At 69.0% G+C, this 14,037-nt stretch carries 12 protein-coding genes; 4 read left to right on the top strand and 8 right to left on the bottom strand.

The features are described from left to right. Positions 1-47 precede the first annotated feature (47 nt). The 3 genes from ACIG5A_RS37935 to ACIG5A_RS37925 form a co-directional block, all read right to left on the bottom strand. Positions 48-638, bottom strand: coding sequence for a YdeI family protein (locus ACIG5A_RS37935; RefSeq protein WP_397249221.1), 591 nt, complete (start codon positions 636-638; stop codon positions 48-50). Between the two features lie 51 nt (positions 639-689). Beyond that, entirely contained in the window at positions 690-1,340 is a 651-nt protein-coding gene (locus ACIG5A_RS37930) for a DUF5134 domain-containing protein (protein WP_397249219.1), read from the bottom strand. Positions 1,341-1,415: 75 nt separating this feature from the next. Further along, entirely contained in the window at positions 1,416-2,450 is a 1,035-nt protein-coding gene (locus tag ACIG5A_RS37925) for an AraC family transcriptional regulator ligand-binding domain-containing protein (RefSeq protein ID WP_397249217.1), read from the bottom strand. 205 nt (positions 2,451-2,655) lie between these two features. Here ACIG5A_RS37925 and ACIG5A_RS37920 point away from each other — a divergent pair, with 205 nt between their 5' ends. Further along, positions 2,656-3,375 carry an SDR family NAD(P)-dependent oxidoreductase gene (locus ACIG5A_RS37920; protein ID WP_397249215.1) on the top strand — a complete coding sequence of 240 codons (720 nt, stop codon included), beginning with the start codon at positions 2,656-2,658 and terminating at the stop codon, positions 3,373-3,375. Between the two features lie 98 nt (positions 3,376-3,473). Here the strand turns inward: ACIG5A_RS37920 and ACIG5A_RS37915 are convergent, their stop codons facing one another. Next, positions 3,474-5,105, bottom strand: a complete 1,632-nt coding sequence (locus ACIG5A_RS37915) for an acyl-CoA synthetase (protein ID WP_397249213.1) — start codon at positions 5,103-5,105, stop codon at positions 3,474-3,476. Between the two features lie 138 nt (positions 5,106-5,243). Here ACIG5A_RS37915 and ACIG5A_RS37910 point away from each other — a divergent pair, with 138 nt between their 5' ends. Next, a complete protein-coding gene (locus ACIG5A_RS37910) occupies positions 5,244-5,750 on the top strand; it encodes a GNAT family N-acetyltransferase (RefSeq protein ID WP_397249211.1) in 507 nt (168 codons plus the stop codon). A 52-nt stretch (positions 5,751-5,802) separates the two neighbouring features. On the opposite strand, the gene ACIG5A_RS37905 is transcribed toward ACIG5A_RS37910, so the two are convergent. Beyond that, complete coding sequence (locus ACIG5A_RS37905; protein WP_397249209.1) at positions 5,803-7,026, bottom strand: aspartate aminotransferase family protein; 1,224 nt, start codon at positions 7,024-7,026, stop codon at positions 5,803-5,805. A gap of 29 nt (positions 7,027-7,055) precedes the next feature. Continuing rightward, entirely contained in the window at positions 7,056-7,682 is a 627-nt protein-coding gene (locus tag ACIG5A_RS37900; protein WP_397249207.1) for a Pr6Pr family membrane protein, read from the bottom strand. Positions 7,683-7,811: 129 nt separating this feature from the next. Between ACIG5A_RS37900 and ACIG5A_RS37895 the strand changes: the two genes are divergently transcribed. Further along, entirely contained in the window at positions 7,812-7,958 is a 147-nt protein-coding gene (locus ACIG5A_RS37895) for a hypothetical protein (protein WP_397249205.1), read from the top strand. A 107-nt stretch (positions 7,959-8,065) separates the two neighbouring features. Here the strand turns inward: ACIG5A_RS37895 and ACIG5A_RS37890 are convergent, their stop codons facing one another. Then, entirely contained in the window at positions 8,066-8,695 is a 630-nt protein-coding gene (locus tag ACIG5A_RS37890) for a Pr6Pr family membrane protein (RefSeq protein WP_397249203.1), read from the bottom strand. 137 nt (positions 8,696-8,832) lie between these two features. On the opposite strand from ACIG5A_RS37890, the gene hrpA reads away from it, so the two are divergent. Then, complete coding sequence (hrpA, locus tag ACIG5A_RS37885) at positions 8,833-13,269, top strand: ATP-dependent RNA helicase HrpA (RefSeq protein WP_397249201.1); 4,437 nt, start codon at positions 8,833-8,835, stop codon at positions 13,267-13,269. Between the two features lie 22 nt (positions 13,270-13,291). On the opposite strand, the gene nrdR is transcribed toward hrpA, so the two are convergent. Further along, a complete protein-coding gene (gene nrdR, locus ACIG5A_RS37880) occupies positions 13,292-13,762 on the bottom strand; it encodes a transcriptional regulator NrdR (protein ID WP_397249199.1) in 471 nt (156 codons plus the stop codon). Positions 13,763-14,037: the final 275 nt, after the last annotated feature.

Genomic DNA, 14,037 nt, shown 5'->3' with positions numbered 1-14,037 from the left:
CCACGCACAGATACCGAATCCATTCCGCTACTTGCTGTTTCGCTCAACTACCGACCGGACGGGATCAGCGATGCGACGATCTGCCGCAGCTGTCCGGCCCGGGCGTCGGCGGTCCTGGCCTTCATCAGCCGCAGCAACAGCGCGTATTGCCGGGTGCGGTCGAGGCGGTCGAAGTGCTCCCGTGCCCGCACGTCCGCGGCGAGCGCGGCCGCCAGATCGGGTGGCACGGTCGCGGTGCGCTGCGATGCGTAGGCGGCGTCCCAGCGGCCGTCGGCCTTGGCCGCGGCGATCACCGCGAATCCGGGTGCGCGCATCCGGCCCGCCGCGATCAGTGCCTCGGCCTTGTCGACATTGACCCGCGACCAGGAACTGGCCGGACGACGCGGCGAATACCGCTGCAGGTAATGGTCGGCGTCGTACGTCTTGCGCTGACTGTCGATCCAGCCGTAGCACAGTCCGATCTCGGCGGCCGCGGCCAGCGTGATCGTCGTGCGCCCGGAGCCCTTCTTGGCGATCCGCAGCCACGCACCGTCGGCCCGCTCGTGCGCACCGGCCAGCCACGACTCCCATGCGCCTGCGTCGGCGAAGGTGAAAACCTCAGCGCCATCGAGCATTTCCCGGTGATCTCCCGTAGTCATACCTCCATCATCGGCATCAAAGTGCTCACCCTATGAGCACTTTGCGCACGGCTACCCGGAGACGGCGGCGATCAGCATGTAGGCGGTGCCGATATCCATCACCACGTGCGGGATCAGGGCCAGGGACGGACCCGGTGTCGCGAGCGCGTGCGCGAGCCAGCGGTAGCGGCGGCCGGTGGACGCGGCGAGCAGGATCGCCAGTGCGTCGGCGAGGAACAGCGCGGCCAGCGCGAGCGCGGGGATCGGGGCCGGGCCGCCACCGCGTGCGCCCATGGCGTGGCCGGACATCGCGTAGAGCATGGCCGCCGCGGCCACCACGTGATAGCCGAGTACGACGATGCGCTCAGCGGGCGGCAGGCGACCCTCGGTGGGCCGCTGGGCTATTCGGCTGATCAGCAGGGCGGCGAAGACCACCGCCATCGCCGTCAGTACTCCGTTGACGGCGTGTGGACTCGCACCGGCCGGGAAGACCAGCATGGCGAGCATGACCAGGCACATGAGCAGATGGGCGGCATCGGATTCCTGGCAGGCGATCGGCCGGTCCACCGAGTCCGCCTGCCGCGGTTCGGCATTCACCTCCGCCCGCCCGCTCGCCGACAGCACGGGCTGCCACAGCCGCACCCCGACGACGGCCGCCGCGACCAGGAACGCCGCGACCACCGACCAGCGCAGCACGCCGTAGTGCTGGACGAAATCCGCCATACCCCACCACCTCTCGCCATTCCATGCTCGCACCGGGCACCGACAGGGCGGCCCTTTCGCGGCGCGGCCGCGATCTCAGGTGCCCGCGGAGCGCACCCGGTCGGTCACGCCGCGCGCGTAGCGGCCAGGGGAAATGCCGCGCCAATGCTTGAACGCGTTGGAAAAGCTCGGCGCACCGGAGTAGCCCATCCGGAAGGCGACGTCCTCCACGGTGAGCCCGGTGGCCAGGAGTTCCTCGGCGAGGTTGCCGAAGGTCTCGGTGCACAGGCGCCGATAGGAGGTACCCTCCTCGGCGAGCCTGCGCCGCATCGTGCGCAGGCTCATGTGCAGGCTGGCGGCGACGTCCTCCTGGCTTATCTTGCCGTTGAGGCTGTGCAGCAACACCTCTCGCACCGAACCCGCGAAGCCGTGCTGCAGGCCGCGGCGCTGCAGCAGGTCGGCGCACTGTTCCTCGAACAGCAGCGCGTTGAGCGGGCTGGCCTGCGGCATGGGCTTGTCGAGATCGGTCGCGTCGAAAACGGCCAGGTGCGGCCCCACCGCCTCGGTACAGGGAATCCCGAACTCCTCGAGGATCGGCAGCGCCCGCTCGCGCAGCCCGCCGCCGACCTCACCACGCAGCACCGGCGGCGGCACACCGAAGACCAGCACCCAATTCATCAGCAGCGCGGCCATATCGCGTTCACCGCACAGGCCGCGCACATCCTTGGGGATCTCGGAATCGTCGACGTACATGTGCACTTCATTGCCGACGTGCTCGTGCCAGGCGCGCGCGAACGAGGTCATCAGGCTGAAGTAGCGCATGGCGCAATCGACCGCCGAGCGCATCGTCGGGCTGCTGAGCACCGCGAGCGCGAAGACGCCGTGCGTGGTGATGCGGGTGCGGGCGCCCGCCTCGATGCCGAGCCCCCATTCGTCGTCGGTCAGGTTCACCATATTGCGGATCAGCTGGATCTCCTGGCCCGCGGTGATCTCCGCGCCGGGGGTGTCCAGAAGTTGTTTGTCGATACCGGTGTCTTGCAGACAATCCGCCAGTGCCAGGCCGTGATCCATCGCCACATCGGCGAGGATCGCCGCGTTCGTCACCGACCGCCGCCACTCCCACGAGGTCACTACTTCATCGTTCGGCACGGTGGCCGGAATCGGTAAGTTTTTGGCCGGACAAAGCAAGGACAAGGTCGTCGCCTCTCCCCACGTCCGCATTCCGGCGGGATGCTGGCCGGTATCCAGAAGGTCATGACCCGATATCGCATGGAACGCCAATCGGGGCGCACCTACCGTCGTAGTAGGCGAAAAGCATGAAGGCAGGCGAAAGTTCATGTCGAAGAAGGCACTTGTCGGCAAACGTGTCGCGATCACCGGCGGCACGCACGGCATCGGGCGTGAGGCGGCGTTGGCGTTCCTGGCGGAGGGAGCCGACATCGCGATCGGCGACCTCGATCCGGGCCGAGTCCGCGCCGTCGCGACCCAGCTCAACCGGATCCACGGCGGCACGGTGTTCGGCCTCGCGCTCGATGTCACCGACAGCGGCCGCTTCGCCGAATTCCTCGCGGCCGCCGATCGCAAGCTCGGCGGCCTCGACGTGGTGGTCAACGCCGCCGACGTCAGCCCGACGGAGGCATTCCTGGCCGAAACCGAACGGGAGTCCGACCATCAGATCGATGTCAACCTGCGCGCGGTGATCACCGGGTCCCGGCTGGCCGGCGCGCGCTTCGTCGCACAGGGCCACGGCCACATCGTGAACATCGGCTCGGCGGCGGGCGTGGCCACCGCACTCGGCGCCGCCGTGTACTGCGCGACCAAACACGCGGTGATCGGGCTCGGCACCGCGCTGCACCGTGGGCTGGCGGAGCAGGGGGTCACGGTGAGCACCGTGGCGCCCGGCTATGTCACCGATCCGGAGGCGGTGGCCGACGCGATCGTGGACTGCGTGGAACGCGGGCGCGGCGGCCTGGTCGGTGTGCCCCCGGTCAGCCGGTTCCGCTCCGCGCTACTGCCCCACCCCGATTCACTACGCCGCATCCTCGGTACCACCTGACCCGAGACCGCCCCGCACATCTCCGTGGTTCCTCACATGCCGGGCTTGCCGCCCAAACCGGCGTGTGAGGGGCCTCGAGGTGTGCGGGGCCCCGGTCGTCACAGGTCGCGCAGCACCCGCTTGAGCACCTTGCCGGTCGGGTTGCGCGGCAGTTCATCGATGAACAGCACGTCGCGGGGCACCTTGAAGCGGGCGAGGTGGCTCTTCACGTGCTCGCGGACCTGCTCATCGGTGAGCGAATGCCCTTCCCGGACAACGATGACCGCGCGCAGGCGCTGGCCGTATCTGTCGTCGGGCACGCCGAACGCGCTGACCTCCTCGACCGCGGGATGCGCGGCGAGCAGTTCCTCGACCTCGCCGGGAAAGACGTTCTCGCCGCCGGAGACGATCATGTCGTCGTCCCTGCCGTCGATGAAAAGCCGTCCGGCGCGGTCGAAGTGGCCGACGTCGCCGGTGGACATGAGCCCGCCGATCCTGGCCTTGTCGCCACCGCCGGTATAGCCCTCGAACTGATAGCTGGTGCCGACGAAGATGCGGCCGGTGGCGCCGGTGGACACCGCGCGATCGTCGTCGTCGAAGATCCGCACGGTGGTGCCGGGCACCGGGCTGCCGACGCAACCGGGTTCGGCCGCGAGATCCGCGGGGGTGGCGATGGTCGCGTAGGACACCTCGGTGGAGCCGTACACGTTGTACACCACCGGGCCGAACGCCTCGGTCACCCGGACCGCCAGCTCCGCGCCCAGCTGCGAACCGGCCACGAAGATGACGCGCAACCGGGAGAAGTCGTGTCCCGCACGGGCTTCCGGGCCCAGATCGACCAGCCGCTGCAGCATCACCGGCACCGCGACCATGAGGGTGGCGCGATGGCGGTCCAAACTGTCGAGTACCGCGTGCGGATCGAAGCGGCGGCGGATCACCAGCGTCGAACCGAAGCCGATCGCCAGGATGGCGTGCCCGAAACCGAGCGTATGGAACAGCGGCGCGGGGCATTCGGTGATGCCGCGCGCCCGCAGCGGCACCTTGGCCAGAATCGCGCCGAGCGGTGCGAGCGAGGTGGGGTCGCTGCGCCCGGCGCCCTTGGGGGTTCCGGTGGTGCCGCTGGTCAGCAGGATGATCCTGGCCGTGGTGCGCGGCCGCCGCGGCGGGGTGCGCGCGCCGCTGGCGATCAGGTTGTCCAATGTGTCGGCGCCGGGCCGGTCGGCCCAGGCGCGGTAGCGGCCGCGCCGCGGCGCGAGATCGCCGAGCACGCCCGCGTATTCGTCGTCGTAGACCAGCAGATCCGCGCCTTCGCGCTCGACCACCTCGCACAGCTGCGGACCGGCGAAATCGGTGTTGAGCAATACGATTCGCGCACCGCACTTGGCGGCGGCGAAGACGGCGTAGTGGAAGCCTCGGTGATTGCGCGCCAGAATCGCCACGCCCTCGCCGTCGCGCAGCCCGCGCGCCCGCCACGCGTTGGCCAATGCCGTACTGCGCTCGTCGAGTTCGCGAAAACTCACGGAGCCGAGCTCATCGATCAGCGCGGCGCGTTCGCGGTAGCGCAGCGCGGCCACCGTGACGAGCCCGCCGACCAGCCCGGACCGCAGCACCGCGAAACCCATGCGCGCCAGGCGATCCGGCCGCTCCGGCGTGGCGAGCCCGGCGCGCACCGCGAGCGCCGCGTAGTAGGTTTCGTCGGCGGCCCTGCGGGCCACCGGCACACGGTGCGCGAGCGTCTCGAATATCGACATCGTTGTCCACCTAGGTGAGTCCGTCGCCTGCCTGGTACCGGCGAGGGCGGCCGCCCTCACACTAAAGGGTGGCCAATGTCTCCGTCGAGCGCCGGACTTCGGCGCGACAGGCCGTCCGGCGCCGTCCAGAATGGGGAAATGTCGAGCCATACCGATCAGTCCACAGAAAGTGCCGCGCTACGCATCGTCGTCGACGACGTCTCGGGTCAGGAACTCGCGGCGCTGCTGCGGCAACACCTGGCCGATATGTACGCCACCTCGCCCGCCGAGAGCGTGCACGCGCTCGACCTGGACGCACTGCGCAAGCCGGAGATCACCGTGTGGACCGCGTGGACCGAGACGGAGCTGGCGGGCTGCGGCGCGCTGAAGGAACTCGACCCGGCCAACGCCGAGATCAAGTCGATGCGCACCGCCACCCACCTGACCGGGCGCGGCATCGCCTCGACCCTGGTGCGGCACCTGATCGCCGAGGCACGCGGCCGCGGCTATCGGCGACTCAGCCTGGAGACCGGCACGCAGGACTTCTTCGCGCCCGCGCGGCGGCTGTACGCCAGGCACGGTTTCACCGAATGCGGCCCGTTCGCCGACTACACCGACGACCCGAACAGCGTCTACATGACGCTAGCGCTCCAGCCGCCGCGGTAGCGCCCTCGCACACGTCAGCAGCCGCACGAGGGCACCGGAGCTCGCGGGCGACCTACCCCAGCGCGCGGGTGAAGCCCGCGACGAGCTCGTCGACCTGATCGTCGCTCATCACGAACGACGGGGAGATCTGCATCGCGCCCTGCCCCGCGGCACGCCCCGAAACACCGTGTGCGCGAAGGGTTTTCACCAGGGGCAGCCCCTCGGACGGATCGACGAGCTGAACCGCGGCGACCGCGCCGAGACCGCTGCGGATCTCGGCGACCCGCGGATGCTCGGCCAGCGGGGCGAGCTTGTCGTGCAGCGTCGACTCCAGCCGCTCGGCCTCGTCGAGCAGGCCCTCGCGCTCGATGATGTCCAGGTTGGCCATGGCGGCCGCGGCGGCGCCCGCGTGCCCGCCGTAGGTGTAGCCGTGGCGCCACCACGTACCGCCCGCGAAGAACGGCTCGGCGATCCGCGGCGCGATGAACACCGCGCCCATCGGGATGTAGCCGGAGGTGAGGCCCTTGGCCGTGGTCATCAGATCCGGTTCCAGGCCGAAACGCGAAGAGGCGAACCAGGATCCGCCGATACGGCCGAATCCGGTGACCACCTCGTCGGCGACGAACAGGATGTCGTTGTCGCGGCAGATGCGGCGCGCCTCGGCCAGGTAGCCGTCCGGCGGCAGGTACACACCGCCCGCGCCGATGATCGGCTCGCAGAAGAACGCGGCGATGTTCTCCGCGCCGATCTCCTCGATCAGCGCGAGCAGCGCCTTGGCGTCGTCCCATTCGATGGTGCGGGTATCGGGCACCAGTTCGCCGTAGCCCTCGCGGTTGACCGGGATGCCGCCGAGCGCCGTCCCCGCGTAGTGCATGCCGTGGTAGGCCATCCGGCGCCCGACCACGATCTTCTTGTCCGGGCGGCCCATCTCGTGCCAGTAGCGGCGGGCGAGCTTGGCGGCGGTGTCCACCGAATCCGAGCCGCCCGAGGTGAAGAAGATCTTGCTGCCCGGCACCGGCGCGATCGCGGACAGCCGCTCGGCCAGCGCCTGGGTGACCGGCGCGGTGAGATCGCCGAAGTTGGAGTAGTGCGCGACGGTACGCAATTGCTCGGCTACCGCGTCGGCGATCTCCGCGCGACCGTGCCCGACGTTGGTGAACCACAGGCCCGCCGTCGCGTCGAGATACCGGGTGCCCTCCGCGTCATAGACGTAGGCGCCCTCTCCGCGCGCGACCACGAAGGCGCCGTCGCGTTCGACGGCACCCATATCGGCGAATCCATGCCAAAGCGCATTCATGACAACCACCTTTACCGCAGGACAGGACCTCAGAGCGAAACGCGCCGCCTGCCGCACAGGTCGCCGAGCGCCACGATCGCGACGGCGAGCAGGGCGAATCCGACGGCGAGCACGACGAGGCCGATGGTCATCGACACATAACCCTGGTGACGCGGATCAATGAACGGATACGGGTACCAATCCACGATCGGCCCGCGGATCAGAGTGTAGATGCCGTACACCAGCGGGTAGATCAGCAAACCCCCGATCAACCGCTCGGTGATCCCGAGCGCCACCGGTACGAGCACCCAATCGACCACCACGACGATCGGCATCACCCGGTGCAGCACGTCGTTGACCCAGGGATGTGCCGCGCCGTAACCGAGGTGCGACAGCAGTACCGCGTAGACGATGCCGGTGATCACCAGGTAGAGCGTCGCGGCGCAGCGGATCGCCTGCCACCGGCGATCCCGTGGATCGCGCAGCCCGCCGACCAGCAGCACGACAGCGGCAATCACGTTCGACTGGATGGTGAAGTAGCTCAGCTCATTCGCCACCGAGTAGCCGATCTCCCCGGAATCGGGTACCAGATCGCGGATCAGGGCGATGAGCGCCAGCACGGCGAAGCCGACTCGCAACGCTCGAACCCACCCGGGCGACACCTCGACGGCGCTCATCGGCCGATTGTTACACAACTCACAAATCAGACCAGTCGGAGGTTGCCACGCGCCGACACCGCACCCCTTTCGTCGCTGATGATTGCCACATATTTGCCATAGTGGACGGCGGCTAGCGATGCTGGAGTGATGTTCTGGAAATACACCTGGTGGATCGCCAAGAGCATCGGCTACTGGACGCTGTACTTCCTCGCATCGGGATTTGCTTCCGTCGATGCCGACCGCCCACCGCAACGCCCACGCAGGCCGTATCCCTACGACAAGAGCTCGGCCTGACCAGTGCGCGGCCGGAAGTGCTCGAGATCCGTCGAGCGCAAGCGAATGGCCCCCGATTACGGCGTGTCGCAGGGCCATTCGACTGCGCTCGGCTGACGAGCCGGGAACTAGCTCCGGGCGGGTGCGCGCCATCGCACGATCAGCGCACCGAGGGCCGCGACCGCGATCGCGAGCAGCAGGAAGACGGCGACCAGCGCCACCAGGCCGAGGGCGAGTGAAAAGTACCCTCGCTCGCGCGGATCCAGGAACGGGTAGGGGTACCAGTCGACGATCGGGCCGCGGATCAGGGTGTAGACGCCGTAGACCACCGGGTAGCCGAGCCAGCCGGCGAGCAGGCGCGCGGAGAGGCCGAGCGACACCGGAACCAGGAGCCAGTCGACGAGGAGCACGATCGGCAGCACGCGGTGCAGGATGTCGTTGATCCACCGATCGGTGAGCATCACGTCGATGTTCGCGAGCAGCACGGCGTAGACGATGCCGGTGATCACCAGGTACAGCGTGCTCGCCCCGCGGATGACCTGCCAGCGGCGGTCGAGCGGATCGCGCAGTGCGCCGATCATCAGCACCACCACGCCGAGCACGTTGGACTGGATGGTGAAGTAGCTGAAGTAGTTCGCCGCCGAGAAGCTGGGTGTGTCGAGGTTGCGCAGCGGTATCCACGCCAGCGCCACCACCCCGAGCACGGCAAAGGCCAAGCGCAGGACACGAATCCACAGTGGGGCCCGCAGGGCGGTCATCAGCGGATCGTCGCACATCAGCGGGGGTCGACCGAGAAAAACCGGCCGGTCGGACTGGTCGTGTCGCGGCGTTCGCGGACCGGATGCCCGGTCCACGCGGAAATTCGGTGGCGCCGTTTCGCTACGCTGAGGAGGCAATGACCAGGACAGCCGACCCCAGTCTCCGCGAGCTTCGTGACCGACTGGCCGCCGTGACGCTCCGCGATGAATACCGGTTGCGCCGGCGCCTCGACCGGGCCCGCGGCGCGGATCTCGCCGGTATCGCCGCCGACATCACGGCCGCCGAGGGACGGGTCGAGGCCCGCCGCGCCGCGGTACCCGAAATCCGCTACCCGGAGCAACTCCCGGTCACCGCGCGCCGCGCCGATATCGCGAAGGCCATCGCCGAGCACCAGGTCGTCATCGTGGCAGGCGAGACCGGTTCCGGTAAGACCACCCAGATCCCGAAGATCTGCCTGGAACTCGGGCGCGGCATCCGCGGCACCATCGGCCACACCCAGCCGCGCAGGCTGGCCGCGCGCACCGTGGCCGAGCGCATCGCCGAAGAACTGGGCACCGAACTCGGCGATGTCATCGGCTACACCGTCCGTTTCACCGATCAGGCGTCCGAGCGCACGCTGGTGAAGCTGATGACCGACGGCATCCTGCTCGCCGAGATCCAGCGCGACCGGCTGCTGCGCCGCTACGACACGATCATCATCGACGAGGCGCACGAACGCAGCCTCAATATCGACTTCCTGCTCGGCTACCTCAAGCAATTGCTGCCGCGCCGACCGGATCTGAAGGTGATCATCACCTCGGCCACCATCGATCCGGAGCTGTTCGCGAACCACTTCATCGATGCGAGCGGCACCCCGGCGCCGATCGTCGAGGTGTCGGGCCGCTCGTATCCGGTCGAGATCCGTTATCGCCCACTGTCACTGGAGCTGCCGTCGGTCGACGAGGACGACGAGGACACCCGCGTCGTCGACCGCGACCCCACCGACGCCATCGCCGACGGCGTGGTCGAGCTGTTCGCCGAGGGTGACGGCGATGTGCTGGTGTTCCTGTCCGGCGAGCGCGAAATCCGGGATACCGCCGACGCTTTGCGCGATCTGAAGCTGCCGCGCACCGAGATCGTGCCGCTGTACGCGCGGTTGTCCGCGGCCGAACAGCATCGCGTCTTCGCGCCGCACACCGGGCGTCGCGTGGTGCTCGCCACCAATGTGGCGGAGACCTCGCTGACGGTTCCCGGCATCCGGTACGTCATCGACCCTGGCACGGCACGCATCTCGCGCTATTCGATGCGCACCAAGGTGCAGCGGCTGCCGATCGAACCGGTCTCGCAGGCCTCGGGGCGGCAGCGCTCGGGGCGCTGCGGCCGTGTCGCGGACGGCATCTGCATCCGGCTCTACGCCGAGGACGATTTCGAAGCACGCCCCGCGTTCACCGAACCGGAGATCCTGCGGACCAACCTCGCCGCGGTCATCCTGCAGATGACGGCGCTCGGGCTGGGCGATATCGAGGGGTTCCCGTTCGTCGAGGCGCCCGATCGCCGTGCCATTCGCGATGGCATCGCGTTGCTCGAAGAGCTGGGCGCACTGGCACCCGCTCGCCGGGCCGGTCGCGGTACGGGTGCGGCCGAAGACGGCTCCGCGCAGGCAGATTCCGAGGCGCACCGCAAGACCGAGGCCGCGGAGACCGCCGACGCCGGGTTGACCCTGACGCCGATCGGGCGCGAAATGGCCCAGCTGCCGGTGGATCCGCGGATGGCGCGCATGCTGGTCGAGGCGAACAAGAACGGCTGCCTGGCCGATGTGCTGATCATCGTCGCGGCACTGTCGATTCAGGATGTCCGGGAACGCCCGGCCGAACATCAACAGGCCGCCGACACCAAACACGCGCGCTTCACCGTCGAGAACTCCGACTTCCTCGCCTACCTGCGCCTGTGGGAGTACCTCACCGAACAGCGCAAGTCGTTGTCGTCCAACCAATTCCGCCGCATGTGCCGCGAGGAATTCCTGCACTACCTGCGCATCCGCGAGTGGCAGGACCTACACGGCCAGCTACGCACCATCACCAGGGGCCTCGGCTGGTCGAGTGAGAACGCCGGGCAGACAGGCGGATCCGCGGCCGAGGGCGGGCGATCCAGGCGCGGCACCACGAATTCCCGTGCAGCGGAAGGCTCGGCAGCGGATGGCGGCCGGTCGGGACGCAGCGCGAACGATTCGCTCGCAGCGCAGGACTATCGCAGCTCGGCAGCGGATGATGGCCGACCAGGACGCAGCGCAAAGGACTCCCGCGCGGCAGCAACCGAGAGCAGTTCCGCCCCGGGCGGCAGCCGATCCGGACAGCGCACGACGAATTCCCGTACGGCGGAGGGCGACAGCGGCTCGGCAGCAGGCGGCCGATCGCGCGGCGGGAATGACTCGCGTTCGGCGGCGGGCGAGGGCGGCTCTGGGCGTGACCGATCGGGTGGTCGTGCTGCCGGGAACTCGGGGCGCGGGCGAGCCGGTGCGGCCGTCGCGGTTGATGACGGCACCCCGTGGGATGCGACGTCGATTCATCAGGCGCTGTTATCCGGCATGCTGTCGCATATCGGGGTGCGGGAGGCGGAGTCGCGGGAGTTCCTCGGCGCGCGCAATGCCAAGTTCATGATCTTTCCCGGGTCGTCGCTGGCCAAGAAGCCGCCGCGGTGGGTGATGGCGGCCGAACTGGTGGAAACCTCGCGGCTGTGGGGACGGATGGCGGCGCGGGTGGAACCCGAGTGGGCCGAACGCCTCGCGGGCGATCTGGTGAAACGCACCTATTCCGAACCGCATTGGTCGGCCAAGCGCGGTGCGGCGCGGGCGTATGAGCGGGTCACGCTGTACGGCATCCCACTGGTCACCGGCAGGCCGGTCGATTACGGCCGCATCGACCAGGAGCTGTCGCGCGAGCTGTTCATCCGGCACGCGCTGGTACAGGGCGAATGGCAGACCCGCCACGAGTTCTTCCACCGCAACCGCGAGTTACTCGACGATGTCGCGGATCTGGAGCATCGGGCGCGCCGCCGCGACATCCTGGTCGACGACGAGGTGCTGTTCGAGTTCTACGACAAGCGCCTGCCCGCCGATATCGTCTCGGTGCGCCACTTCGACAGCTGGTGGCGCACCGCGCGCCGCAAAGAGCCCGCGCTGCTCGACTTCTCCAGCAGCACCGTGGTCAACGAGGGCGCGGCGACACTGGACCCGTCCGACTTCCCGGACGCCTGGCGGCAGGGCGAGCTGAGCTTCCCGCTCACTTATCAATTCGAGCCGGGCAACGCCGACGACGGTGTCACCGTGCACATTCCGGTGGCGCAGCTGGCGCATGTGCGTGCCGTCGGCTTCGACTGGCTGGTGCCGGGCATGCGTGAGGAACTGGCCGCCGCGCTGATCAAAACGTTGCCGAAGGCATTGCGGCGCACCGTTGTTCCCGCGCCCGACTTCGCGGCGGCGGCGCTGGCCGCGCTCACCCCGCGCGCCGAACCGCTGCGTATCGGACTGGCCAGGGAGCTGTCCCGGCTCGGCTCGGTGACCATCGCGCCGGATAGTCTCACCGTCTCCGCGTTACCGGACCATCTGCGGATGACCTTCGCCGTCACCGATCCGTCGGGCGCCACCGTCGCCAGCGGCAAGAGCCTGGCCGCGCTGAAAACACAGCTGGCCGAGCAGGTCTCCGCCTCGGTCGCGCGGGCCACCGCGGGCGCGGAGCGGGCCGCCGCGACGGTGTGGACCTCCGAATCGCTCGGCGATCTGGCGCCGACCGTGAAGCGGCAGGTCGCCGGGCAGACCGTCACCGGCTATCCGGCGCTGGTGCCCGAGGGCGACGGCGTCGCGGTGCGCGTGCTGAGTTCGCCTGCCGAACAGGCGAATGCGATGCGGGCGGGCACCAGGGCGCTGGTGCTGCACGCGATCCCCACCTCGGCGCGCACCGTGACCGCGGGCCTGCCGCCGGCGGATCGTCTGGCGCTGAGCCAGAATCCGTACGGCTCACTGGACGCACTGGTCGAGGACTGCCGTGCGGCCGCGGCCGACGAATTGATCGCCGCGGCAGGCGGTCCGGTGCGCAGCCCCGGCAAATTCGACGCGCTGGTCACCGCGCTCCGGCCGCAGCTGAGCACCGCCGTCGCTCGCATGGTCCGCCTCGTGGTGCCGGTATTGGCTGCGGCACACCAGGTTTCGGCGGCACTCGCCGAAACCGCCGAGCGCGATATCGCCGACGATGTGCGCCATCAACTCGACGACCTGGTCTTCCCCGGCTTCGTCTCCGAATGGGGCAGCGTCCGCCTGCGCGACCTGCCCCGCTACCTCCAAGCCGCCACCGCCCGCCTCACCGCCCTCCCCGGCTCGGCCGTCCGCGACCGCCAGGGCATGGCCGAACTCGACCGCGCCCTCGCCGCCTACGACCGCCTCGTCGCCTCACTCCCCGACCACCGCAAACACGCCCCCGCCGTCACCGAAATCTGGTGGATGATCGAGGAATTCCGCGTCAGCCTCTTCGCCCAGAAACTCGGCACCCCCTACCCGGTCTCCCTCAAGCGCATAGACAAGGCCATCGCCGCCATCCGCTGACCACCGCCGCGCACCAGCGGGGTTATTCGGCGGGGACGGTGGCGGCGGCGCGGGCCTGGCGCATTTCCTGGATCTCGTGTTCGAAATCCTCTGCGGAGGTGAAGGATCGGTAGACCGAGGCGAAGCGGAGGTAGGCGACCTCGTCGAGATCGCGGAGCGGGCCGAGAATGGCCAGGCCGACCTCGTGGCTCGGCACCTCGGGAGATCCCTTGGCGCGCACGGCGTCTTCGACCTGCTGGGCCAGCAGGTTCAGTGCGTCGTCGTCGACCTCGCGGCCCTGGCAGGCGCGGCGCACGCCGCGGATGACCTTCTCGCGGCTGAACGGTTCGGTGACGCCGCTGCGCTTGACCACGGACAGGATCGCGGTCTCGACCGTGGTGAATCGTCGCCCACACTGCGGGCAGGACCGGCGGCGGCGAATGGCCGTGCCTTCCTCGGCCAGGCGCGAGTCCACCACCCGCGAATCAGGATGTCGGCAGTACGGGCAATGCATCCGAGAAATCCTTCGTCGATGCGAGCGCTCGCGACCGGCCCGGCACCCGATCGAGATGACCGGCCCGGCGAGCACGTGTACAGGGGTCAATACCCGACACGAGGTATACGCCTGTTGACACTCGGTATACCTCCATAGCACTTCGAGGATACCTGGGCCAGTGGACGCGCCGTCCACATCACCCCGGCCACGTCGTCCGATGATCCAGCTACCACCGCACGACAGGCCGCGACCCGCTCGGGCAATCCGGAGCGAAACGGCGTGCGAACATGCGC

Origin of the sequence: Nocardia sp. NPDC052566 (genome assembly GCF_044547285.1) — a bacterium.
Classification (GTDB): Bacteria; Actinomycetota; Actinomycetes; order Mycobacteriales; family Mycobacteriaceae; genus Nocardia.
The sequence above is the reverse complement of the archived record's forward strand: the minus strand, read 5'-3'. Positions and strand labels throughout refer to the sequence as shown.